Source organism: Alistipes sp. AF48-12 (genome assembly GCF_003477565.1).
Taxonomy (GTDB): domain Bacteria; phylum Bacteroidota; class Bacteroidia; order Bacteroidales; family Rikenellaceae; genus Alistipes_A; species Alistipes_A hominis.
The window spans coordinates 1-25,133 of the sequence record NZ_QUDJ01000019.1 but is presented as its reverse complement, the minus strand read 5'-3'; the positions used below and the strand labels follow the sequence as shown (position 1 = coordinate 25,133).

15 protein-coding genes, 1 other RNA gene and 3 pseudogenes are annotated in these 25,133 nt (G+C 56.8%); 12 read left to right on the top strand and 7 right to left on the bottom strand.

Annotation, left to right across the window (positions count from 1 at the left end; genetic code table 11):
• Positions 1-65: 65 nt before the first annotated feature.
• On the bottom strand, positions 66-281 hold the full coding sequence (locus DW082_RS14335) for a hypothetical protein (protein ID WP_055202000.1): 216 nt from the start codon (positions 279-281) through the stop codon (positions 66-68).
• Positions 282-602: 321 nt separating this feature from the next.
• Between DW082_RS14335 and DW082_RS11560 the strand changes: the two are divergent.
• A pseudogene (locus DW082_RS11560) lies at positions 603-2,005 on the top strand (DUF4419 domain-containing protein).
• A gap of 90 nt (positions 2,006-2,095) precedes the next feature.
• Here DW082_RS11560 and ssrA read toward each other — a convergent pair.
• Positions 2,096-2,495, bottom strand: a transfer-messenger RNA (tmRNA) gene (gene ssrA / locus DW082_RS11555).
• Positions 2,496-2,733: 238 nt separating this feature from the next.
• Between ssrA and DW082_RS11550 the strand changes: the two genes are divergently transcribed.
• The 6 genes and pseudogenes from DW082_RS11550 (at position 2,734) to DW082_RS15190 (ending at position 10,438) form a co-directional block, all read left to right on the top strand.
• Positions 2,734-3,474, top strand: coding sequence for a cell division ATP-binding protein FtsE (locus tag DW082_RS11550; protein ID WP_118458786.1), 741 nt, complete (start codon positions 2,734-2,736; stop codon positions 3,472-3,474).
• A 142-nt stretch (positions 3,475-3,616) separates the two neighbouring features.
• Entirely contained in the window at positions 3,617-5,581 is a 1,965-nt protein-coding gene (gene gyrB / locus DW082_RS11545) for a DNA topoisomerase (ATP-hydrolyzing) subunit B (protein WP_055201970.1), read from the top strand.
• Between the two features lie 56 nt (positions 5,582-5,637).
• Positions 5,638-6,084: a GatB/YqeY domain-containing protein gene (locus tag DW082_RS11540; protein WP_101571287.1), complete on the top strand. Its 447-nt coding sequence runs from the start codon at positions 5,638-5,640 to the stop codon at positions 6,082-6,084.
• Between the two features lie 269 nt (positions 6,085-6,353).
• Positions 6,354-8,834 carry a TonB-dependent receptor gene (locus DW082_RS11535; RefSeq protein WP_147387024.1) on the top strand — a complete coding sequence of 827 codons (2,481 nt, stop codon included), beginning with the start codon at positions 6,354-6,356 and terminating at the stop codon, positions 8,832-8,834.
• A 17-nt stretch (positions 8,835-8,851) separates the two neighbouring features.
• A complete protein-coding gene (locus tag DW082_RS11530; protein ID WP_101571283.1) occupies positions 8,852-9,661 on the top strand; it encodes a DUF5689 domain-containing protein in 810 nt (269 codons plus the stop codon).
• Positions 9,642-10,438: pseudogene (locus DW082_RS15190) on the top strand (DUF5689 domain-containing protein). The gene DW082_RS11530 and the pseudogene DW082_RS15190 overlap by 20 nt, the downstream one beginning before the upstream one ends.
• On the opposite strand, the pseudogene obgE reads toward DW082_RS15190, so the two are convergent.
• A pseudogene (gene obgE, locus DW082_RS11515) lies at positions 10,432-11,429 on the bottom strand (GTPase ObgE). The pseudogenes DW082_RS15190 and obgE overlap by 7 nt on opposite strands.
• Positions 11,430-11,501: 72 nt before the next feature.
• Here obgE and DW082_RS11510 point away from each other — a divergent pair.
• From DW082_RS11510 to era, 3 genes are all read left to right on the top strand, one after another.
• Entirely contained in the window at positions 11,502-12,374 is an 873-nt protein-coding gene (locus tag DW082_RS11510; RefSeq protein ID WP_101571279.1) for a DNA/RNA non-specific endonuclease, read from the top strand.
• A gap of 145 nt (positions 12,375-12,519) precedes the next feature.
• The gene (locus tag DW082_RS11505) at positions 12,520-12,981 is read left to right on the top strand and encodes a DUF4890 domain-containing protein (protein ID WP_118458747.1); all 462 of its coding nucleotides are present in this window, start codon (positions 12,520-12,522) and stop codon (positions 12,979-12,981) included.
• Between the two features lie 132 nt (positions 12,982-13,113).
• Positions 13,114-13,995 (top strand): GTPase Era, encoded by an 882-nt coding sequence (gene era / locus DW082_RS11500; protein ID WP_055201954.1) that lies wholly within the window; start codon positions 13,114-13,116, stop codon positions 13,993-13,995.
• A 69-nt stretch (positions 13,996-14,064) separates the two neighbouring features.
• On the opposite strand, the gene DW082_RS11495 is transcribed toward era, so the two are convergent.
• Genes DW082_RS11495 through DW082_RS11485 form a run of 4 tightly spaced genes read right to left on the bottom strand, consistent with a single transcriptional unit; the run spans position 14,065 to position 20,294 of the window.
• Positions 14,065-16,854, bottom strand: a complete 2,790-nt coding sequence (locus tag DW082_RS11495) for an alpha-L-rhamnosidase (protein ID WP_118458745.1) — start codon at positions 16,852-16,854, stop codon at positions 14,065-14,067.
• Positions 16,855-16,874: 20 nt separating this feature from the next.
• Positions 16,875-18,458: a glycosyl hydrolase gene (locus tag DW082_RS11490; protein WP_259335619.1), complete on the bottom strand. Its 1,584-nt coding sequence runs from the start codon at positions 18,456-18,458 to the stop codon at positions 16,875-16,877.
• Positions 18,377-19,039, bottom strand: a complete 663-nt coding sequence (locus tag DW082_RS15185; RefSeq protein WP_259335615.1) for a hypothetical protein — start codon at positions 19,037-19,039, stop codon at positions 18,377-18,379. The genes DW082_RS11490 and DW082_RS15185 overlap by 82 nt, the downstream gene beginning before the upstream one ends.
• Positions 19,040-19,061: 22 nt before the next feature.
• Positions 19,062-20,294 (bottom strand): glycoside hydrolase family 99-like domain-containing protein, encoded by a 1,233-nt coding sequence (locus tag DW082_RS11485; protein WP_118458741.1) that lies wholly within the window; start codon positions 20,292-20,294, stop codon positions 19,062-19,064.
• Positions 20,295-20,488: 194 nt separating this feature from the next.
• Between DW082_RS11485 and DW082_RS11480 the strand changes: the two genes are divergently transcribed.
• Positions 20,489-22,897 carry an outer membrane beta-barrel family protein gene (locus DW082_RS11480; RefSeq protein ID WP_118458739.1) on the top strand — a complete coding sequence of 803 codons (2,409 nt, stop codon included), beginning with the start codon at positions 20,489-20,491 and terminating at the stop codon, positions 22,895-22,897.
• Between the two features lie 264 nt (positions 22,898-23,161).
• Positions 23,162-25,078, top strand: coding sequence for a BACON domain-containing protein (locus DW082_RS11475; RefSeq protein WP_118458737.1), 1,917 nt, complete (start codon positions 23,162-23,164; stop codon positions 25,076-25,078).
• Positions 25,079-25,133: the final 55 nt, after the last annotated feature.

Sequence of the window (25,133 nt, the reverse complement as noted above, 5' to 3'; positions counted from 1 at the left end):
CGCGTCGGTGCGGATATTCGTTTCGGATGACGATCCGTATTTTCAGCGCGGACGCAGGAACGATTTTATTTCGTCTCCCGCATCGAATCGCTGATGTGCTGGGCCTTCTCTTTGACGGAATCCGCCGCTCGGGCTACTTTTTCTTTTACGGCATGTTTTACGTGCGTCGCATGCTGCTGGACGCTGTCGGATACATCCGAAATCTTTTCGGCCGTCCGGTCGATGCCGGCATCGATTTTCCGTTTTACCTTTTCGGCCTTTTCCTTGACGCGGTCGTTCATGGTTGTAAATTTTAAAGGTTCTGTGATTTTTTTCGGGACGGTCATGCGACGGCACGGGCGCGGAGCAAACCGCGAGCGGCTGTCCTTCGGACGGTTCCGATCCTGAAATTTCCAAGAACCGCGCCATTTTTGATCCCTGCGGAAAGTCCGAGAAGTTTCGGCGTTCATTTTACGATTTCGGCGAATTGTCCGTTGGACGATAATATTTCGATATCGCGTTTGCCGTATTTTTAATAAATAATGTTATATTTGTCTACGGTCGTCCGTTGAAGTACAGACTTGTCCGAAGAATTGACATCGGAAACGACAAAATCCGGTATTATGAAAAAATTACTGTTCTGCCTGTGTCTGTTCGGGAACCTTTCCGCGTTTGCCCAACATAAAGTTACTTTCGAAGTCGAGGAACTTTCGAAACCCGAAAAATTGCTTCCCGTGCGATCCTGCGAGGATATTTACAAAAGGCTTATCTTGTCCGAAGCCGGATTGGAGCCGTATCAGCTAAAGGAAAATTTAAATTATCCGTTTAGTATCATAGCCAAGGGCGAGATTCCGGATAGTCTGGTTTCCTTCCAGTACAATTCTTTTTTTTACGGGATGTATCAGGCTTATGCGGATCATAGACCGTTCGTTTTGTCCCCGGACATGATCTGGCTGTTGGTTAGCCAGGGGTTTGCACGGCATGTGAAAGCCGACCCGGAGTCCGTGAGGCATTATTTTGCCGATTTTACCGGGAAACAATCGTTGATTGTGAAGACAGACAAGAGACCGGATGATCCCGATTTCGCATGGGAGGAAACTTTTTCCGAATTTACCGAACAGATCGGAAAGTATGGCGGGGATAAATTGGTCGGGTTGCTGACCTGTGATTTTTCGACGACGACACCTTTGGAAAAGGTGGCTTCCGAAGTGACCTTGATGGAGGCCGCGAAACCGTATTTCGAGTTTATCGTGCTGCGTATCGTTTGCGGAATTCCCGAAATAACGCTCGAGGGAACGCCGGAAGATTGGGAGAAAGTATTGTGTAAGGCCAGAGGGTTGAAAGAATACGGGCTGGAATGGTGGATTTCCGAACTGGAGCCCCTTTTGGAAGAGTTCGTCAAAGCGTCGAAAGGCGAAATAGACCAAGAGTTCTGGCGCAATATGTTTAAATATCATTCGCAGAAGAAATACGGAGCGCCCAAGATAATAGACGGATGGATCGTCAAGTTCTTCCCGTACGATAAAGAGGGAAAAAGGAACGACCTGGAACGGTTGGTAGGGACGGATTGTCTGCCTGACGAGATTGTAAAAGTCGATTTGAAATTTCTGGAAGAACACGGCGATAAGATTGTTGAGACGCCCCTGGAGCTTTGGGCCGGTTTTGTAGGCTTGGAGCAGAACAAAGATAATTTTGCTCTTAAGCCGCGGATCGGTTGGATGATCCGGAAAAAAAACATTCGGAATGACGGGTTGAAAAATAAATTGAAAACCGATGCCCGGCAGAAAGGCAGGGAAGATGGCATTTCTATTCGGGTCAAAGAGTTTCCGTCTGTTTTGCTGGAACTCACACGGGTTAATAAATTGAAAATGGAATTTACGGACGAGATCGATATCCCGGATGAGCTGGCAAAAGTAAAGATCGGGGAATTAGAGCTGTCTGGGAGGATCGACGAAGAAGGAATCGACGGATCCGGAATCTATTTCCCGATACTGAAATCAGGGTGAACGGCAGGCAGGCACAATAGATGTAATCGCGTAATCTCAAAAAAACATCCCGCTTTACTTTTTCAGCGTAAAGCGGGATATTTTCGTTTAACAGACGACAATTGGCCTGTTTGTGGAGCTGGAGGGAGTCGAACCCTCGTCCAAACAAGGAACCCAAAAGCTTTCTACACGCTTATCCTTCGGTTGATCCTTCTGCCGCAACCTGGTCGAAGGCGACCCAGTTACGGCCCCAGCCTATTGATTTTCGCGAATCGTTATAGGCATCCGATCCGCTATTTCCGTTTGAATGATACCCCGGTGCCTTCCGCTACGGAACGAAGCTTCGGCGGGGTACTCGTCCGACAGCCTCCTTGGACTGCCGGATTAAGCCATTTTACTCTGTAAAATTAAGCAGCGAGTTGATAGCTATTATCGCCATTTGTAGTTTGAGCATTCAGTTTTACGAGAGTCCACACAACGCTCGGCGTGCTTACAATCAGACTCTGCCTGCTGTCAAAACCGGTCAGCCCCTGATCGGGATCGCACGGTAGTACGATCCCGGTACAAAGATATACGTTTTTTCGGAAGAATTATTTTTACGGGCAATATAAATTCGTCCGGAGATATCCGGGGACGTTTCGGGGACGTGAAAAATATCAACACTTCATCAACAAACGGGAGATGCTGTCCAAACAATCGGTATCTTTGTTTTGTTAAATGTGCCCGCACGGAAAATGTGTGTCGGCGGGCCGGATCAAATTTGAAAGCGATGAATCCGAATGCGGTGATAGAACTACGGGATGTGGCGATTTTCCATTTCGACGATGCCCTGCGGGAGGTCAGTTTCCGGGGTAACGGCAGAACCAGCGATATGGTGCTGTCGGATGTCAATCTGACGGTGTTTCCCGGCGAACTGGTCTATCTGATCGGCCGGGTCGGGTCGGGCAAGAGTTCGTTGCTCAAGACGCTTTACGCCGAACTGCCGCTGCGCGAAGGAGGCGGGATGGTCGTCGGGTTCGACCTGCGGCGGATGCGCCGCAAAGACGTGCCGTACCTTCGGCGCCGGATCGGAATCGTGTTTCAGGATTACCAATTGCTGACCGACCGGAACGTTTTTCAGAACCTGCATTTTGTGCTGAAGGCGACCGGGTGGAAAAACGAATTGCAGATCCGCAGCAAGATCGCCGAAGTGCTCGACATGGTAAGCCTGCAAAACAAGGAGTATAAGATGCCGTTCCAGTTGTCGGGCGGCGAACAGCAGCGGTTGGCGATCGCCCGGGCCCTGCTGAACAACCCGCAGGTGATTCTCGCCGACGAGCCTACCGGCAACCTCGATCCCGCCGCCGCAGACGGGATCATGCAGTTGTTCGCGTCGATCGTCGCACGCGGGTGCGCCGTGCTGATGTCGACGCATAACATCAGCAATATCCAGCAGTATCCGTCCCGTACGCTGCGTTTTCATCAGGGAAAAGTGGCCGAGATTGATCTCCATTCGATCCTTGGAATTTAGCGGAAAAATGACTATCTTTGTTCGAATCGTTCCGGGCGTTTCGGTGGGCCGGAATGCCGTGCGCCGGGGCGGGATCCGTTCGGCCGGAACGGTTCTGGCCGGCAACTTTTTGGCAGAGTAAATTAATAGAAAGGAAAAATATATGAGCGTAGAGGAAAAAGATCAGATCCAACAAACCGGGGAGGCGTACTCCGCTTCCAGCATTCAGGTGCTCGAGGGCCTCGAGGCGGTGCGCAAGCGCCCCGCGATGTATATCGGGGACGTCGGAGTCCGGGGGTTGCACCATTTGGTGTACGAAGTGGTCGACAACTCGATCGACGAGGCGTTGGCCGGGTACTGTTCCCGCATCGACGTTTTCGTCAACGAGGACAACTCGATCACCGTTAAGGACGACGGGCGCGGTATTCCGACCGATATGCACGAGAAGGAAGGGCGTCCCGCCCTCGAAGTGGTGCTTACGGTGCTGCATGCCGGCGGTAAGTTCAACAAGGACAGTTATAAGGTGTCGGGCGGTCTGCACGGCGTCGGCGTGTCCTGCGTGAATGCGCTCTCCACGCTGCTGGTCGCCGAAGTGCACCGCGGAGGAAAAATCTTCCGGGAAAACTTCAGCAAGGGCGTTCCGCAGGGAACCATGGAAATCATCGGCGAGACGACCGAGGACGATCACGGAACGATCATTACCTTCAAACCCGACAGTTCGATCTTTACGGTCACCGAATACGATTATGAGACGCTGGCCTCGCGCCTGCGCGAATTGGCTTACCTGAACAAGGGAATTAAGCTCAATATCACCGACCTGCGCACGAAGAACGAAAACGGGGAGTCCGTTCACGACGAATATTACTCGACCGAAGGGTTGAAAGAATTCGTCAAGTTCCTCGACGCCAGCCGCGAATCGCTGATCGAAAACACGATCTATATCGATACCGAAAAAGACGGCGTTCCGGTCGAGGTGGCGATGCAGTACAATACGAGTTTCTCCGAGAACGTGCATTCGTACGTCAACAATATCAATACGATCGAGGGCGGTACGCACCTGACCGGTTTCCGCCGGGCGCTGACCCGGACGCTGAAGAAATACGCCGAAGATTCGGGTATGCTGGCCAAGCTGAAATTCGAGATCAACGGCGACGACTTCCGCGAAGGGCTTACCGCGATCGTCTCGGTCAAGGTGCAGGAGCCGCAGTTCGAAGGACAGACCAAGACCAAACTCGGCAACGGCGAAGTCGCCGGCGTCGTCGATCAGGCGATTTCCGGCGCGTTGACGCACTATCTGGAAGAGAACCCGAAAGACGCCCGCGCCATCGTGTCGAAGGTGATCCTGGCCGCCACGGCCCGGCATGCGGCCCGCAAGGCGCGCGAACTCGTACAGCGCAAAACGGTGTTGTCCGGATCGGGGCTGCCCGGCAAGCTGGCCGACTGCGCGTCGCGCGATCGCGATCAGGCCGAGATTTTCTTCGTCGAGGGCGATTCCGCAGGCGGTTCGGCCAAACAGGGCCGCGACCGGAATTTTCAGGCTATCATGCCGTTGAGGGGTAAGATACTGAATGTCGAGAAGGCGATGGAGCACCGGATCTTCGAGAACGAGGAGATCCGCAATATCTTCACTGCGCTCGGCGTGACGATCGGAACCGAAGACGACAGCAAGGCGCTGAACCTCGATAAGTTGCGTTACGGCCGCGTGATTATTATGACCGATGCCGATGTCGACGGCAGCCACATCGCGACGTTGATGCTAACGTTCTTCTTCCGCTACATGAACAACCTGATCAAAAACGGACACGTCTATATCGCGACGCCGCCGCTCTATCAGGTCAAAAAGGGTAAGAATAGTCGCTATTGTTGGACGGAAGAGGAGCGCGAGGCGGCTTTGGCGGAATTCGGGTCGAAAGGGGCCCATGTACAGCGTTACAAAGGTCTGGGGGAAATGAATCCCGAACAGTTGTGGGAAACGACCATGTCGCCCGAAACGCGTATCCTGCGTCAGGTGAATATCGAGAGCGCCGCCGAAGCGGATCGTATCTTCTCGATGCTGATGGGCGACGACGTGCCGCCGCGCCGGGAATTTATCGAAAGGCATGCCAAGTATGCCAACATCGATATTTAGCGGCGTGCGGCCGGAGCCGGACAAATCGTTGAACATAGAAATTAAAAAATACCGATATGAGTCTGGAAAAAGAGATTAACGACGGAATCAAAGCGGCGATGCTCGCCAAGGAGAAAGTGCGTCTGGCAGGCCTGCGGGCCGTGAAGGCGGAGATCCTGCTGGCCAAAACGGCCGATGGATCGGACGAAATCAGCGACGGCGCCGTGCTGAAAATTATTCAGAAGCTGGTAAAACAGCGCAAGGAGTCGGCCGCCGTTTATACGCAGAACAACCGACCGGAACTGGCCGAAAACGAATTGGCCGAGGCGGCCGTGCTGGAAGTGTTTATGCCGAAACAATTGAGCGGAGAAGAACTGGAGACCGTCCTGAAAGCGATTATCGCGCAGGTGGGAGCCGCTTCGCCGGCGGATATGGGAAAGGTGATGGGAGTGGCCACCAAACAGCTTGCCGGGCAGGCCGACGGCCGCGCGATTTCCGAGGCGGTCAAAAAATTATTGCAGTAGCGCTCACAGCGTAATAAACCGATCGAACGGCGTGGGAATGTCTGTAAAAGGCATTCCCACGTTTGTTTCGTATCCTTGCGGAATCGTGTGAAATATTGCTGTAAAGCAAAATAATGTTCTAAAAAGTTGTATAAATCGTTCGGTTTGCGTAACTTCATAGCCCGGACGGTTTTTTTTGCGTGCTTGCTCGATCGGAGGGAGAGCGGTGGCGGAGGTGTTTTGCCGGAAGCGGAGGGGCCGTGCGCCCGTGCGGGTTAAAACTGTCTGCCATGAACAAACGGTGGTTGCCGATTCTCGGGATGCTTGTTTTTTCCGTGTCGCTGCACGGGCAGGGCAGCGTCGTGGTTTTCGACGAACAGCAGCGTTTCGATGTCGTCGACCGTTACGAACCGGACGGCGATACCGTTTCCTTGTGGTTGTCCGTGCCGCTTTCGGCTTACGACGGGCCGTTCGCTTCGCTGTCGCGGTATCGTTTTTCGTTCGTCCGTTATGCGAGGCGCGGTTATGCGTGGAATTGCAGCCGCCGGTTGCTGAACGGGATCGATCTGGACAATCCGGTTACCGGCGAGCCGTTCTGGAATGTGCTAACGGCCGTTCGCCAGACTCCCGTCCGGCTGGATGAACAGCCGGGGATCGCGCCGTCCGTTTCGACGGTCGGCAATGCCGGTAACATTTGCGAATACGATCTCGACGTTTTGCACGAGCCGCCCGGCGGCCGTGCAGGCTGGATGTTTACCGACCGCCGTTTCCGGCAGGGTTTGCGTGCGGGAATCGCGACCGGAACCTTGGGCGGCGGCTGGGCTTTCGCAGCGGCCGGAACCCGGCGCTGGGGGCGTGACCGGCATATCCGGGGCGTCTACGCCGACGAGTGGTCGCTGTGTCTTTCGCTCGGGCGCCGGCTCGGCGCGAAAAATTCCCTTTCCGCCGTGTTCCTGATGGCCCCGTCCGAGCGGGGATTGCGCAGCGCTTCGACCGGCGAAGCATTCGAAGCGTCCGGAGATCGTCTTTACAATCCGGCCTGGGGATACCAGCAGGGACGCGTCCGCCCGTCCCGCGTCCGCTGCGAACGGACGCCGATGGCGCTGATTACCTGGCGTTGCGGAGCGGACGCCCGCTGGAACCTTACTACGACCGTTTCGGCTCTGTGGGGCACCTCTTCGCGTTCGGCGCTCGACTGGTACGACGCGCGCAATCCGTTGCCCGACTATTACCGCTACCTGCCCGGTTCCTACGAGAATCCGGAGGTGTCCGGGGCCGTCTCCGCGGCATGGAGGCAGCGCGACGTCCGGGTTACGCAGATCGATTGGGAGGAGTTGTACCTCGCCAACGGAAATCGCGATACGCTGCCGGCCGCCTATGTGCTGGGCAGCGCCGTAGATCGGTTCCGGAACTGGCAGTTCGTTTCTTGTTTCGATTACCATCCTTCCCGGACGCTGCGATTGCGGGGAGGGGTGCGCGTGCGGATCGACCGGACGACCGCTTACAACCGGCTGGACGACTTGCTCGGTGCCGCTTTTCTGTTCGACATCGACCCGTACCTGATCGACGATCGCTATTTCGGCGACAAATTGCAGAATAACCTGCGCGCGCCTGACCGCCGGGTGGCCGTCGGGGAGCGGTACGGGTACGACTACGACCTGGATTACGTCTGCGGCGAAGGGTGGCTTACGGCCGATCTGAGGAACCGCTCCGACGAGCGTTTCGGCGGATACGTCGCGTTGCGGGTAGCCCAGGTCGGATATTCCCGCAACGGGCGTTATGAGAAGGAATTGTTTCCGGGAAGCGACTCCTACGGGCGCTCCTCCCGGCTGCATTTTACCGAATATACGCTCAAGGGCGGGATCGATTGCCTGTTCACGCCGGCGCATACGTTGCGCCTCGACCTGCTGTACGAGGACGTCGCTCCGGCCGCGCGCGATGTGTTCGTGTCGATCGATTATCGGAACCGTACGGTTGGCGATCCGCGTACGGCGAACCGGTTCGGCGGCGAGCTGAGCTACCGGTACGCGGGCCGGACCGTTCGACTCGAACTGTGCGCGTATGCGACGGTTTCGCGCGGCGAATCCGAAGTGCGCCGCTACTACGACGATATCGCGTCGGTCTATTCCGACATGGAACTTTCGGGGATCGGGAAACTGTATGCAGGAGTCGAGTTCGGGGCCGAGGTGCTGCTTACGCGGCGGTTCGCTCTGCGTGTCGCCGCATCGCAGGCCCGTAACAGTTACCGGAACGATCCGTCGGTACGCATCCTGTCCGACAAGGATGGCAGTGTGATCGCCGACCGCGCCCGTTCGTTGCTGAAAGGGTATCGCCTGGGCGGGTCGCCGCAGCGGATCGCTTCGGCTGAATTGAGCTACCGGGGGGCGAAACTGTGGATGGCTTCGCTGTCGGTCAATTATGCGGCCGACCATTACACGACGGTCAGTCCGCTGAACCGGATGGGCCGGGTGTACGATTATGCCGCTTCGCCGGAAGACTTGCGAGCGCTGACGGAGCAGGAGCGTTTTCCGGAGGCTTTTACGATCGATCTGTTCGTGTCGAAATCGTTTCGACTCGGCAGTCGTTACCTGTCGGTAAGCGCGGCGGTGAACAATCTGGCCAACCGCAAGGAGATCGTTTACAGCGGTTACGAACAGATGCGGCTGCGCAAAAGCGGGACGGGGTTAAACCAGAGCATCACGGCTTTCGGATCGAAGTACCTGTACGCCTATCCGCGCACCTATTACCTGACTGTGAATTTTCGTTTTTAGATTTGACGAGGTCGAAAATGAATGGATTTATAAAAATATGGATCGGATGCGCTGCGGCGCTGTTGGCCGCCGGGTGCGGTTATGACGATTTCGGCGAACCGCATCCTGCGGATGAAACCGCGCCGTTGCCCAATATGTCGGTCGCCACGCTCCGCGAACGGTGTGCGGTGGGCCCGGTTGCGTTTTCCGGCTCCGGGGTCGTGTTGTCGGGGTATGTGACCACATCCGACCGGGCCGATAATTTCTACCGGACGCTGATGCTCGAGGACAATTCCGGCGCGGTCGAGGTCTGCGCCGGACTGTACGATCTGCACAACGATTATCCGGTCGGTTGCCGGTTGACGTTGTCCGCCGACGGCCTGACCGCGGCGCTGGACGACGGGTTGTTGCGGATCGGTTTGCGGGGCGGTTCGGCGACGGAACCCGTCGCCCCGATGGAGAGTCCGGCGATCGTGCGGCGTCATCTGTTGCGAACCGGCGAAACGATCCTGCCGACAGCGCTGCCGACGACGATCGCCGGGTTGAACGACGACCGGATCGGCTGTTTGGTGCGGATCGCCCGGCTGTGCCTCGATACGCCGTCGGATACGACCTGGGCCGTCCCTGCGGCGGTATCGGCCGACGGTACGCCGCGCAGCGCCTTGTTGAAATTCCGGTGCGGAGCGGATTCTGTTTATGTCTATACGAGCGGTTACGCTTCGTTTGCCGGCGAACGGGTTCCGCACGGGCCGGTTTCGGTGACCGGTATTCTGCTGCCCGGAAAAGTGGGCGGACGCCGGGTGTATGAACTTAAAATGCGTGATTTGAATGATGTACAGGTTGATTAGCTGCTGTCTGCTGTTGCTGTTGGCCGGCTGCGTGTCCAAAAACGGTTTCGATCGGGACGACGGAGAGAGTCCCGGGGGCGATCCGGTGTCGGTCGCTTACCTGAAATCGCTGTATCGCGGTTATCCGCTTCGTGTGACCGATGACGTCGAACTGCGCGTCGTCGTAACGGCGAACGATGCTTACGGGGCGTTCCGCAATACGCTGGTCGTGCAGGATGCCACCGGAGGAATCGAGGTCAAAGTCGGCGGACGCGATCTCTTTACCGTATTTCCGGTCGGGCAGAGCGTACGGATCCGTTGCCAGGGGCTGGTGCTGGGCGACTACGGAGGCGTGGTGTCGCTGGGCGCGGCGTCGGACGATTTCGCTTACGAAAACGGGTTCATTCCGCAGTCGGTCTGGCCTCAATTTCTGAAAAAGCAGGGCGGCGTGACCGATATTCGTCCCGATACCCTCGTTTTTTCCGATCTGCGGCCGCCTGGATAAGCCGTTACGTGGCTTTCGAACGGGTGCAGTTCGTCGATGCGGAGTGCTCGGAGAACTGGTGCGACACCATGTCGGATACCGATCGGCATCTGGTCGATCCCGCGGGGGATACGCTGATCGTGAGAACTTCTGCGAAGGCCGACTTCGCAAATTGGCCGCTTCCTTCGGGCAGCGGTTATATCGAAGGGATTCTGAGTTGGTTCAACCGGAATTATCAGTTGAAAGTCGTATCGCCGAAAAATGCGGTGATGGAATTGCCCCGTTTCCGGCCCGCGTATGTTTTCGGTTACTGATTGTCGCGTTGCAGGGCTTCCCAGAGCATGTCTTTGAGTTGTCGGATGTGGTACCCGCTGACCGACGAGATAAAGATCGACGGAATGTCCGGCAGATCGGCGGCGATGGCTTCTTGCAGTTCTTCGTCCAGCAGGTCGCTTTTGGTGATCGCCAGCAGGCGCTGCTTGTCGAGCAGTTCGGGGTTGTATTGTTCCAGTTCGTTCAGCAGGATGCGGTATTCTTCGCGCACGTCTTTCGTGTCGGCCGGGATCATGAACAGCAGGATCGAGTTGCGTTCGATGTGACGCAGGAAGCGCGTTCCGAGCCCTTTGCCGGTATGCGCCCCTTCGATGATGCCGGGGATGTCGGCCATCACGAACGACTTGTGGTCGCGGCATTCGACGATGCCCAGATTCGGTTCGAGGGTCGTGAAAGCGTAATTCGCGATTTTGGCTTCGCCGCCGAAACGGCTGCCAGCAGTGTCGATTTCCCGGCGTTCGGGAATCCGACCAGCCCGACGTCGGCAAGCACTTTCAGTTCGAGGATGAACCATCCTTCGACGCAATCCTCGCCCGGTTGCGCATACCGCGGAGCCTGGTTGGTCGCCGTTTTGAAGTGCCAGTTGCCGAGTCCTCCGCGGCCTCCTTTCAGCAGGACAGCCTCCTGTCCGTCTTCGGTGACTTCGCAGACGATTTCCCCGGTTTCCGCATCGCGTGCGACGGTGCCTAGCGGCACGTTGATGACGACGTCCGTCCCGTTCTTCCCCGAGCAGCGCGCCCCGCTGCCCGCTTCGCCGTCCTCGCCGAAGATGTGACGCTTGTACTTGAGGTGGATCAGCGTCCAGTACTGGCTGTTGCCGCGCAGGACGATGCTGCCTCCGTTGCCTCCGTCTCCGCCGTCCGGGCCGCCGAATTCGATGAATTTCTCGCGGCGGAAATGGCGGGAGCCGGGGCCGCCTTTACCGGAGCGGCCGAATATTTTCACGTAGTCGACGAAGTTGGACGATGGCATAGATTCTGATTTATCGGATGTCTGATGCGTCAAAGATAATATTTTTTTACCTTTGGTGCGGTTTACGCGGCCATGAAAAAACGAACCCCCATAAAAATATCGAGGCAGACCCATTGGAAAATCGTGTTGTTGCTGGTGTTGGCGATCGTCGTGTTGGCGATCGTTTCGCAGGTCGTTGCGGTGCGTCCCTGGACGGGTGGACGGCAAGCGGAACGCGGCGCGCGCTCCGGCGGATCGCCGGAAACCGATCCCGAGATTCTCGCCTGTCCTTTTTTCGCGAACGACGAGTTTGTCGTCCGTTGTCCGGAGGGACGCTATACGATGCTGTACGATACGGCTTATCGTCAGGCTGCCTGGGTAGCTTACCTGCTGACGCGCAGGGATGTATCCGGCAAGGGGGTGAAGCGCAGCGGGGTTTTCAAGAGCGATCCGGAAGTGATCGCCCGCGGGTGGCCTTCGGCCGCAGACCGGGATTATACGGGTAGCGGTTTCGATCGGGGACACCTGCTGCCGTCGGCCGACCGGAACGATACCCCGCAGGAGAACGGGGCTACGTTCCGTTTGTCGAACGTTTCGCCGCAGCGGCCGGGACTGAACCGCGGGACGTGGCGCAGGCTGGAAGAACGGGTGCGGCGCTGGGCGGCGCGTTACGATTCGCTCTACATCGTGACCGGCGGCGAACTGACCCCGTCGCTGCGACGCATCCGGGGCGGCGTCGGGATTCCGCAGCGGTTTTTTAAAACGATTCTGGCGCGGGACGGCGGTACTTTCCGGGCGATCGCTTTCCTGATCCCGAATACGGAGCGTCCGGCCGGGGATTGTTTTCGCTATGCGATCAGCGTCGACAGTCTCGAACGGGTGCTCGGCATGGATTTCTATTCAGCGCTGCCCGACAGCGTCGAAATGCGCGTCGAGGCCTCCTTCGACCGTTCTTTCTGGCGTTAGTTCCGCGTCCGGCAGGGCGTTTTGCCGTTCCGTCCGGTCGTTTCGCCGCGCCGATTCGGCGTTTCGCCGATTTCTCGGAATCGCTCTGCGCCGTTGGAATTATTTTTGCGGAACAGGATTCCTGTAAACATTAAATTTTGAAATTATGAAAGCGAAACATTTTTTTGTATCGGCATTCGCAATGCTGTTTGCCGCGATCGGTGCGACGGCTCAGCCGCAGCACCGCGAACAAATGACTCCCGAGCAGCGGGCCGACCGGATGACGCAGCGCATGACCGAACAGCTTTCGCTGTCGACCGACCAGGCCGAGCAGATCCGCCGGATATTCCTCTCCAATTTCGAAGAGATGAAAGCGGATCGTGCGGTGCGGGCCGACTCTGCGAAGATGAAATCCGACCGTCCGAAGAAATCCGACCGTCCGAAACAGGGAGACAAATCCGACGGCCGTAAGGGGCAGGGCGGTCCGCATGCCGAACGGATGGCCAAAATGGACGAATCGATCAAAAAGGTGCTGACCGAAGAACAGTATGAAAAATGGACGGAACAACGCGCCAAAATGCAGGACCGAAATCGTCCGCGTCCGGAAGAGCAGCCTCAGGACGAATAGGGCGTCCGGTGGAAAGCAGGATGAACGGGAGGACGACGATCGATCGCCGTCCTCCTTTTGCGTGCACATTGCGCCGGATGTTTTTATCGTTTCCGGAAATAAAGCCGTATCTTTGTCCGAAACACATCGTTTATGCATAAATCAGGATTTGTCAACATCATCGGGAACCCGAACATGGGAAAATCGACCCTGATGAACGCGCTGGTCGGGGAACGCCTGTCGATTATCACGTCGAAGGCGCAGACGACCCGCCACCGGATCATGGGGATCGTCAACGGCGACGATTTCCAGATCGTCTATTCCGATACGCCGGGGATACTCAATCCGAATTATAAGTTGCAGGAGTCGATGATGCGTTTCGTACGGAGCGCGCTCTCCGATGCCGACGTGCTGCTGTATGTGACCGACGTGTTCGAAAAACCGGAAGACGACAACGGGATCGTTTCGAAGATCGCCGGCGGCGGGACCAAAACGATCCTGGTGATCAACAAGATCGACCTGACTACGCAGGAGACGCTCGACGCCCTGGTGGAACGGTGGCGGAAAGTGCTGCCCGACGCCGAGATCGTGCCGGTGTCCGCGCTGAACAATTTCAACATCGGCGGGCTGTTCGACCGTATCCTGGCGGCCCTGCCCGAGGGCGAGCCCTATTACCCGAAAGATACGCTGACCGACAAAACGCTGCGCTTTTTCGCGTCGGAGATCATCCGCGAGAAAATCTTGTTGAATTACCAGAAAGAGATTCCGTACTGCACCGAGGTCGTGATCGACGAATACAAAGAGGACGCGGATATGGATCGGATTGCGGCGACGATCTACGTGGCACGGGAAAGCCAGAAGGGAATCGTTATCGGCCATCAGGGCGGTAAGCTCAAAAAGGTGGGCACCGAGGCCCGCGAGGAGCTTGAACAGTTTCTCGATAAAAAGGTTTTTCTGAAATTGTACGTCAAAGTGAACGACAACTGGCGGAACGACGAACGTCAACTGCGCCGGTTCGGGTATATCGAATCGTAAACTTCGGTTTCATAATAAAAGCAAGGCGGATACCGATCGGTATCCGCCTTGCTTTTTGATGGACGCGTGCTATTCGATAACAATCGCGTAGTGTCCCGACGGGAAGCGGTACAGCGGATTTTCCGCGCCTTGTCCGGCGGTCGGATAACGGTTCTTGTCCAGCGGCTGGCCGTTGACCGTAACGGTTTTGCCGTCTGGCAGGGCTACCAGTCCGGAGGCGTTCGCCGGAATTTCGATCTTCCAGTCCATTTTGCCGCCTTCCTGTTTCCAGTCGCTTTTGACTTCGCCGTACGGGGTTTCCAGCGTCGCTTTCGCCCACGGCAGGTAGGCCGTCATCGTCGGTTCGAAACGGGTCACTTTGAAACCGGGGCCCGAAGCGTCCGGACGGATGCCGGCGATGTCTTCATAGAACCACGTGTCGTAGACGCCCTGCATCGGGTGGCTCAGCGAACTTCCTCTCAGGCAGAGTTCCTTGCTGGCTGCATTGACCGGCAGCGTTTCCCACAGCGTCGTGGCGTCGGCGTCGGTCCACATGTAGGCGAAACTGTTTTCGCCGGTTTTGGTGAACATGTCCCAGGCTGCCTGGCTGTTGCCGTAGCGCGACAATGCCTGGCCGATGTGGCCCAATCCGAAGATACCGGTATGCATGAAGTTGTCGTACTTCTCCTTCATGTTGCGGACGGTGGCGTCGGAAACCGCTTTTTCGTCGCCGGCCGGCACCATGCCGTAAGCCAGCGCCATCGCGTTTGCGGTCTGGCTGCCGAACGTTTTGTTCGTTTTGTCGTAGAATTTATCGACGAAAGCCTTGCCGATCCGGTCGCGCAGGGCGGCATAATGCGCCGCGTCTTCCGTTTTGCCGAGTACGGCCGCCGCTTGCGAAACGAGGTCCGCGTCGTGATAGTGGAACGCTGTCGAGCTGACCGGGATCGGGCAGTCGATCGCCGCGTTTCCGTTCGGCGGACACCAGTCGCCCAGACCGTAGGGAACGATGTCGTTCTCGGTCAGCGCCGCGATGTGATCGACCCATTGTTTCATTTCGCCGTAGTAGGTTTCGAGCGCTTCCTTGTTGCCGAAATAGAGGTAGATATCCCACGGGATCTGGACGACGGCGGTGCCCCAGTCCGGCGATGCCACGCCGCACAGGCGGCGTCCCGGGGAGATCATGAACGGAATGCCCGGTTGCTTGTCTGCAAAGTAAAATTCACTGTTGTGCAGCTTCTGATGCAGCGTGTTTTCGAGGAATACCGACGACGAAGAGCTGACGTCGCCCATGTATTTCATCCAGAAGTTATTCATGCCGTAATTCATACTTTCGAACGGCGCTACCGCATGGGCGTCGCCGAGCCAGCCGCAGCGTTCGCGGTGCGGGCAGTCGGTCGGCAGGCCGTGAATGTTGCTCAACATCGTCCGGACGGCCAGTTCGTGCAGGCGATTGATTTGCGGGTCGGCGCATTCGAACGTACCGATTCGTTCGACGTCGGTGTGTACGACCACCGCTTTCAGCCAGTCTTTTTCGGGTTGGGTCGCCGCGCCCGATAGTTCGAGGTAGCGGAATCCGTGGTACGTGAACCGGGGCGTCCATTTTTCCTTGCCTTTTCCGGTGCAGACGTATTCGTCGGTCTGTACGACGCCGGTCGCGGCTACGCCGGTCGTGTTGTATTCGATCGACTTGTCGGCGGCCAGCGTTTCGCCCATCCGCATTTTGATCCGGGTGCCGGCCGGCTGTTCGACGGTCAGCAGCGGGATGGCTGCCACGTTGACGCCGAAATCGTAGATCCAGTTGCCCTGCGGATCCTGCCACAACGCTACCGGAGCGATCTCCTGTTTCATTCGGATCGGTTCTATCAGTTGCGGTTTCAATTCTTTCGGAATAACGCCTCCGGCCGGCAGTGCGGACTGCCAGTCCGCGCACGGAGTTTTCGCATCGGCCCAGCCGGCGATCTCCTTGTTCGCGTCGTATACCTCGCCGGCGTAGAGGTTCGAGCTGAGTACCGGCCCGGGCGCCCATTTCCAGGTTTCGTCCGTGCCGATGATCTTTTTCGAACCGTCCTTATAAGTAATTTCCATTTGCGCCAGCAGGATCGGTTTGCCGTAGCTGAACCCGGGGCCCCATACCTTGCCCTGGTTGTACCAGCCGTCGCCGAGCATCACGCCGATGCAGTTGTCCCCTTTTTTCAGCCGGTCGGTCACGTCGAACGAGCTGTACAGCGCATACAGTTCGTAATTGCTCTGAGCCGGGTCGAGTATCCGGGTCGAGTCTACGCGGCGGCCGTTGAAAAACAGGTCGCTGCACCCGAGACCGGAGAGGTAGATCACGGCGCGCACCGGTTTCGTACCCGGTTGATCCGCGTTGAAAACGGTGCGGAAATAGGGCAGCGGACTGCCTTCCTCCCATTGGGCGGTAATCCATTTCGCTTGCCATTGGTCGGCTGCGGGACCCAGCGAGAACGATGCGGGATCGCTCCACGAAGTCGGTCGGTCGGCGCCGTCCCAGATGCGGACGCGCCACCAGTAACGCTCGCCCGGTTTCAGGTCGGCGCCCTGCGGACGGACGTTCAGTTGCTGGTCGGAAAGTTGTTTGCCGGACGACCATACGTCGGCTTTTCCATTCTTCAAAGCCTTTTCGTCGGAAGCGATTTCGATCTCCCAGGCCGTTTGCACGATGCTGTCGGCTTCCGATTCGATCTGCCAACTGAATACGGCCCGATCGACGCCTTCCGGATCGTCCAGGTCGCGGCAGCGCAGTTCGGTCACTTCCGTGTCGCCTCCGGCGCGTTTCGCTCCGCCGGATCCGTTGCAAGAGTTCAGCGCCGGCAATACCGACAGCAGGATTCCTGCGAGAAACAGTTTGAATTTCATAGTTGTCTGTTGGTTTTAAGTTATTTGGTTTGTCGTATGATCATGCCGTCGTACGGGCCGAAGGGTAGCGGCGCGCCGTTTTCCAGCGGTTTGACTTCGCCTGTCTGCGGATTCCATCCTTCGAGCGATTTGGCGCCGGGAAAGTTTGCCTTGACCGTTTTCGGGGCGTTCGTATCGTTGACGATGAAATAGACGTTCCGTCCGCCGATCCGTTTGTGGCTGTGCAACACCCCGGCGTAGGAGTCCAATACGATATCGCGGTCGAGCACCCCTTCGAGCAGGTAGTTCAGCAGCCGCGCGTTGAACGTCGGTTCGTAGTAGACCGCAGGGGTGAGGGTCTTGTCCCCGACCATCTGGGCGACGGCGCTTTCGACCGCTTCGGACGGGAACGCGTCCGGCGTATTTTTCGGCAGCGCTTCGAGCAGGATCACGCAACCTCCGGCCCGGGCGAACTCCGTGATGCGGGTCAACATCTGCGGCGTAATCGTCTCGACGCCCGGCAGGATCAGCACATCCCAGCGCAGTTCGCCGTGCGCGAGACTTTTGTTCTCCACCTTGGATTGTTCGATCCCGGCCGCGTCGACGTACGAAAATTCCCAGCCGTTGTCGTACAGGCAGTCGCTGACGCGGTCGAACAACTGCGACAGCCGCTGCGCTTCGGGGGCTCCTCCGGCGACGTTGTCCCAGCTTTGCAAGCAGGACGGCAGCGGACGGTATTTCGACCACAGCGTTTCGACCGGGTAGTAGACGGCGATACGCGAAGCCCGCACGCCTCCCGCCAGCATCATTTCGACGCGGGCGATGTAGTCGTTGAACGCTTTGCGACCGTTCGAATCTTCGTGCTGAAGTTGCAGGTAGTTGTTGAAGTCGGTCACTCCGCCGACGATCTGGCGGTTCAGCGATCCTTTGATTTCGATCGTGGGAGCCTCTTTGCCGTCATAGAAATTATAGTCCGAGATCGGGCACGATTCGCACATGACCATCGAATTGCCTTGCAGTTCGGCGGCCGACGACGCCAATCGCGAAGAGTACAGGTAGCGGCGCGTAAAGCTCGGCATACCGGTCAGCACGTCGATGCCCGGTACGTCCATCTCGCGGTAGCAGGCCATGATGCTGCCGTACAGCGGAACCTGCGCCATCATCGTCTCTTCGACGAGCAGATGTCCGCCCGATTTGAGCTTTTGCGTGGAACAATATTCCCGTATCTGACGAAAATAGTTCCGGCTCATGAAATCCGCGATGATCCGGAAATACCGGTAGCGGAGTTTCTCCCCTTCCGGCCCCCGATCCAGCATCATCGGCAGCAGCACGTCTTTCAGATCGGCGCTGTAACGGGTCATGAATTCGGTCGATACGTTTTCTTTCCACGGGTAGACGCCGTATCCGAGGTTCGGGAACGGCAGAGCCATCGACGACGGTTCGTCGGTAAACGTGGAGGTGAAAAGGGTTCCGAGTTTCTCTGTAAAAGCCTGCGCGTAGCGCCGGTGCGTCAGTTCGATGAACCGTTTGGTCACTTCGGGCATCAGCAGACTCGGGTAGCGCGGCGTCGTTCCGCCCCGGTCGGTGCCGGCCTGGAATCCGGTGTAAAGCGGCGCGTGCGAAATCTGGGCGATTGTCCACGTGCCGTCGGGAGCCGTCCACCGGATCCGACCGTCGCGAATCGACGACAGCAGGCTCCGCGCCCGGTCGTATTCCAACTGCCCGTCGACCGAGGCACCGCTTTGACCAGGATCGGCTGTCCCGGCAGCAGCGGCAGGTCGACGGCGGTTCCGCCGTTGACGGTCGTATCTTTAAAAAGAAGGCCTTCCGCCTCCCACTCCGGATGTTCGTCGAGCACGTAGGTGTCGGCCATTCCGGACGGATAGCTTCTTTCGTCATACAGCCACAGGTCCAGTCCGCGCGCTTTCGATGCGTGGACGAACCGATTGAATACTTTCAGCTCTTCGTCGCTTTTGAGGTATTCGTTCGGGTTGACGTTGGTCGCCATGCCGCCGTACCCGTTGGAGATGATCCACTGGATCATCGAGTCCTGCTCCCGGTCGTCGCGCGGCATACTGTGTCGGTTGACGTTCATCCGGTATTCGAGCGTGGGTTTCAGGAAATCGGCTTGCAGTTTCTTTTCGTTCTGTGCGCAGGCGACCGTGCTTCCCAGCAACAGCGCTACGGCGAGTTTGAATCTGATCATCGTTTTTCTGTCGTGTGTTATGTTACTCGGCTGCTGTCGGCGCGGCCTGTCCGAAGACGGCTTTGATCGCTTCGAGATATCCCGTCCCGTGGATCGAGTCCGGTTCGATGTAGCTGCCTTCGGTCCATTCGTTCCAACTGTTGATGTTCAGGATGCGCGGCCCGTTCGGGTCGGCGAGCAGTCTGTCCTTGGTCCGCTGCAGCGCTTCCCGGAAATTTTCGGGGGTGTTGTTGCCGATCGTATAGGTTACCAGGTAGTTTTTAATGCCCTCGGGCGTTTGTTCCACATAGCGCGGAGACGGGTCCCAGCCCATCGTTACATTCGGGTAGTACGGCACGCCGTATTCCGCCCGCGCCTTGTCCCAGAACGCGAAATAGTCGTCCATGGCTCTGATGTAGTCCGTTTGCAGATCGGGCAGCGGCGTGTGGTGGATCCAGACGTACGAAGTTCCCGAGTCGAATCCGAGTTTTTTCAGCAGTTCGGGCGTATTCTCGGCGGCTTTTTCGCCCGGAAGCACCGGATTGCCCCACGTTACCAGGTTCCAGTGAACTCCCGGCAGGCCGGCCGCCACGGCTTTTTCGCGCAGTTTGTCCATAGCTGCGCGGGCCGCTTCGACGGAACCGAAGTTCTCGACGAATTTCTGCACGTCGTAGACCGAAAAGTAGGGCTTGCCGTCCACCGTCCAATAATTCGGTTTCGTAAAATATTCTTTGATAATCAGGTCGCCGATCTTGTCGAACGTTTCGGGCGTCACCCGTCCCGGATAGAGGATTTTCTGTTCGTCGCCTTTCGTGTAGGGGTGGATGTCGAGCCAGTCGTGATTGGCCCACATCAGCGCGAATTTCAGTTTTTCGGTATTCGGCGCTTTCAGGAAGCCTTCGTCCAGCGCGCGGTTCAGGAACGGCCCGTCGTCGTAGTAATACCAGTCGAAAATGAAAACGTCGACCCCGTTGTCGGCTGCCGCGTCGATCTTACGGGCCATCTCCGCCGGGTCTTTTTCGTCGGTATATCCCCAGGCCGGCACTTTGGGCTGCTGCTGGCCGTCGAAACAGGGACGGGCTTTCTTGACCAGTTCCCATTCGGCCCAGCCGTCGCCCTTGAGGCTGTCGTTACGTCGGTCGTGGGTGTGGTAATTCGGGAAATAGTAGCAGGCTACCGTGATCCGGTCGGGGTCTTCCGTCTTTTTCGGAGAGGAGCCGCAGGATGCGAATGCAACAGCCAGCGCGGAGCAGGCGATCGTGGTAAAGATTTTCATTTTGAGTCGGTTTTAGATCGGGTTATATTCGTGGACTAAGGTACGAAAAACTGTGCATTCTCCCAAAAAAAAGTGCGGCGGATTCCGCTGGGGAGAGGAGCCGACTCCGGTCGCGTTTCCCGAATTCGGATATTTTATTTTACATTTGTCGTTTCGAATACCTAACCCTGACCTAACCCGATTAACCGAACTGCATGAGACTGCTTTGCCTGTTGCTGTTGACTTTTTTCGCGGCGCCCGCGGCCGCTTCTCCGATCTGCGTGGCGGGAAGACTGGCTGAAACCGGCTCCGGAAAGGCGATCGATTTCGCCGAAATCTACCTTTTTACCGGCGGGAACGTCCGGCCGGCGCGTCAGACGCTGCCGGACGAGCAGGGCGGTTTCCGGCTGGATTCCGTCGATCCGGGTGCTTATACGCTGATGATCCGCCTGATAGGATACGACGTGCTGACCCGCGAGGTCGCGCTGGAACATTCGGCCGGCACGGTCGATTTGGGCGTGCTGTACCTTACCCCGCTGGAGAACGGGATCGCCGAAGTGGAGGTCGTCGCCGCGAGAAAACAGCTCGTTTACAAGCTCGACAAAAAAGTGGTGGACGCTTCGTCCAACATCATGGGCGGCGGCGGGTCGGCCGTGGATATTCTGGAGAATACCCCTTCGGTGCGCGTGGATGCGGAGGGAAACCTGTCGTTTCGCGGCAGCAGCGGGTTTACGGTCTACGTGGACGGCAAGCCCAGCGTGTTTTCCGGTTCGCAGGCGCTCGAACAGATTCCCGCCGGGCATATCGAGAACATCGAAATCATTACGACTCCGTCGGCGAGGCACGACGCGGAGGGCGATGTGGGCATTATCAACGTCATTACCAAAAAGCATACGCAACGCGGGCTCAGCGGCACGGTGAACCTGTCCGGCAGCACGGCGTTGTCGCGCAACGTCGATTTCCTGTTGACCCGTCAGAACGAGGCTTCCCGTTGGTATGCCGGCGGCGTGTGGTTCGACAAATTGCGCAAAAGCGATTTCGAGCAGCAGAAGACGACGGTCGTGGACGACCTTACCACCACGTCGCGTTCGAAAGGGCCGCGCGTCGGGGATAATTACAATTATACGCTGAAGGCGGGATGGGCGTACGCGCTTCTGCGCACGTCGTTCTCGGTGGACGTCGAAGGCGGATACCGGGGCAATAAGCGCAACGGCCGACTGGATTACCGGGAGAGCCGCTTTTCGCAGGGAACGGGCGACGGCGAGATCGGCGACTACCGAAGCCTGGACGATTACGACAACCGCGAAACCATCGGCCTGGGAACCGTGGCCGTCGGACACAGGTTCAACGACAAAGGACACGAGCTTTCGGCCAGTTTTTATTATAAATACGGCGGAGGCGCGGTCGAATATTTCCAGAGCGATCTCTTCAATCTGCAGGGCGAACGCGAGCAAGGGCACCGCGCCTGGGAATCCGAGTACCGCATCACGGCCCGCGGAAACCTGGACTACGTGCTGCCGTACAGCAAAACCGGGAAGATCGAGGCCGGTTACCAGTATTACTCTTACCTGGAGGACAGCAAGTACGAAATGCAGTTCTGGAATCCCGAGACGAAAACGTTTTACTGGCGCGACGACATTTACAATACTTCTTATTTCCGCGAGAACGTCAATTCGGTCTACGCGATTCTGTCCGAGAACCTGCGCGCGCTGGAGATCCAGGCCGGCGTCCGGGGCGAATATACCCACACCCGCCTGCGCAGTTCGATCGCCGGGGCCAGCCGCGACAAACGGCGTTTCGAGGGGTTTCCGTCGATGCACTTGGGATATACGTTTCCGCGCGGCCACCGGCTGCTGGTTTCCTATTCGCGGCGAACCACCCGCCCGCAGCTTTTTTACATGGAGCCCTATATTACTTTCCGCGATTACTATACGGCCGAGATCGGCAATCCCGATATCCGTCCCGAATACATCCATTCGTACGAACTGACCTACCGGAAAAGTTTCCGGGACAACAACGTTTCGGCGACTTTTTTCCACCGTTCGCGCAGGGACAAGATCGAACGGCTCCGGGTGCCTTACGAGGCGGGCGTCACGCTCGACTCGATGGCCAACGTGGGGCACGACTATTCGACCGGCGTGGAGCTGACCGCCGTCGTTCGCGTCGCGCGCTGGTGGAATACCTCGCTGAACGGCAATCTGTATTATTATAAGATACGCAACGAGTTGGCCGCCGGGGGCGGACGCGAATCGAGTACGAATTACGACATCATGTGGAACAATGCCTTCGATGCCGGCAAAAATACGCGGATTCAGTTGGACGCCAACTTCGTAGGGCCTTCGGTCACGACCCAGGGGCGTACCGATGCTTTTTGGTACGTCAATCTCGCCGTCCGGCAGCAGTTCTTCAAACGGAAGCTTTCCGCGACGCTCTCCTGCCGGGATCTGTTCGGCAGCGCGCGTTATGTCAGCGATATCCGTACGGCCGACCTGCAGTCGTTGACGCGCATCCGTCCCAAATATCCGCTGATCGCCCTGACGTTGGGGTATGTTTTCAACAGTTTTAAGGCAAAAACGGATCCGGCGAAGGAGAGTCATGACCTGTTCGAGGGCACCAACCATTGACCGGAATGTCTTATTTTCCTATAAAACCGGCCTGAAAATTTCGAAAAAGGGTTCGTTTTTCGGAACGGGACGGAACGGCCGTTCGGCGCGGCGCGGGATTGTAAGGGGGTGAGAATGTTCGCTGTTTCCGTCCGGCGCGACGCTGCGAAAGGGTGCAAAATAATTTTTCCCGACAAATTTCGAGTCAATTTATCGTATTTATTTGATTAATTATGAAAAAATTCTTTATATTTGTTCAATCTAAAATCTCTAAATGCTCAAACTATGAAAAAATTTACTTTATGCAGTTTATTATTGCTGTCTTCGGTAATATTCTGGCGGTGCGAGGATGATTTCCAGTCGTCTATGAAGTTGGGCGACTTCTCATTCATGCTCGATACGACCACCTGGAAAGTTCCCGTCGACGGTGGACGGGATTACCGGGTGATCGAGGCGCCGGGCGATTGGACTGTAAAGATCCAATATCCGGAAGGAACCACTGACAAGTGGGTGAAGATCAGCGATACCACGGGTAGTTTCGGTAAATATAAACTGACTCTTGTCGCCGGCGCGAACACTTCCTACGAGTTTGCCCGCGAGGCTTCTTTGGTTTTCTCCAGCGGAGAACAGACCGAAACCATGAAGATTTACCAGCCGACCCCGATCGGAGCCGTGGTTAAACAGGACACCTATAACGTGGAAGCGGGCGATACGGTGATCAAAGTCGAATTCACGGTGAACGTGCCGTACGACTATTCGATCAGCGACAACGCGCAGAAGTGGATTATCCCTGTGTTGGGTAAAGCGGTGGACAACGTGACGCTTCAGTTCCAGATTCTGGCCAGCAACCGGAGCCGCGAACGCGTCGGGACGATCACGATCTATCCGGAAGGAGGCGAAGCCGTACCGGTTACGGTTACGCAGGCCGGCGCTTCGGAACTGATCGAGTACCCGATCTACGAAGAGACCGATCTCCGCGGAAACGTTTCGTTCGTGAAGAACAGCGACGGATCGATGGATGCGTGGTTCCTGCGTTCGACTCCGATGAAGTTCCAGAGCGAACCGCATATGTATAATAAGACGGGCTGGTGGTATGCTGTTACCGATAATACCAACAACGCACATTGGGGTAAAGACGCGTACGATCTGGGCAGCGGCCCCATTGCATTGAAATTCTACGCTTCCACGGCATTCAATCAGTTGTACTACATGGGCAGCGGTTCTTGCACCTTTACCTTGTATCCGTGGGATACGGATTATGCGACGAGTATGGCCAAAACGCCGGTCTTCCAGAAGACTATGACTTATGACGGCGGATGGGCTTATCCTACCGGAGCGGGCGAATACCTGCCTGCCGGAAATTATCTGGCTGTTGTCGAAGGAAGCGCGGGCAACTCGGTAATGGTAACGACGAACGAACCGGACGACGAAGTTTGGGCTTACGCCAACGGCGCTTCGACCAAGAAATTCCTGGCGCTGTCTTACGAAGTGTACTTCCAGAATCCTGGCGTAGAGTTCGATAATTTCAACGCATACGACTTCTCGGCGATGGTTAAGGCGCATTCGGCTGACGGTCAGTCGTGGGATGAACCCGAATTTGTCTTCACTGCGAACAATGCGATGCTGTCGCAGCGAGATAACCTGGGATATGCTAACAATATGGCGATAGCCAAAGTCGGTTCGGATTATTTCATGGCGTTGTCTCACGATGAAAACGGAATCTGGATGGCTAAATCCGCCAACGGAAAAGATAACTGGGAGATTCTGGGCGACAAGAGTATCCTTGAAAGCGGTAAGGTAGTTTCGATGTTCATCAACGACGCGATGATTTACCTCTACTTCCAGGTCGGCAGCGACATTCACGTCGCAACGACGAGCGCCGGCAGCAGTGATTGGTACACGACGCTGAAAGATAACGGATCGGTACTGACGGTTCCCAGCGGTGTAGGCGGCGTTTCGGTCGTGTACAATGCGAACATCAGTAAATACCAGATTCTCTATTCGCAGAGCGACGTGATCTCTTCTTACGTAGCCGATGCCGGTACCGATAAATTCGAAGCGGGCGACATCGTTGTGGATGGAACCAGAGCGGGGGCGACCCAGGTAGGTTACTTCACGAATGAAGCCGGTATCGTTCCGGACGAAGCTAAGACGTGGGTCGGCTATCAGTACTCTCGGGGACTTATCGCGATGCCTTTGTAATAAGGATTTAAAGGGTTTTTAAATCCTGTCTATAAAACTAAGGGGTTCGGCAAAT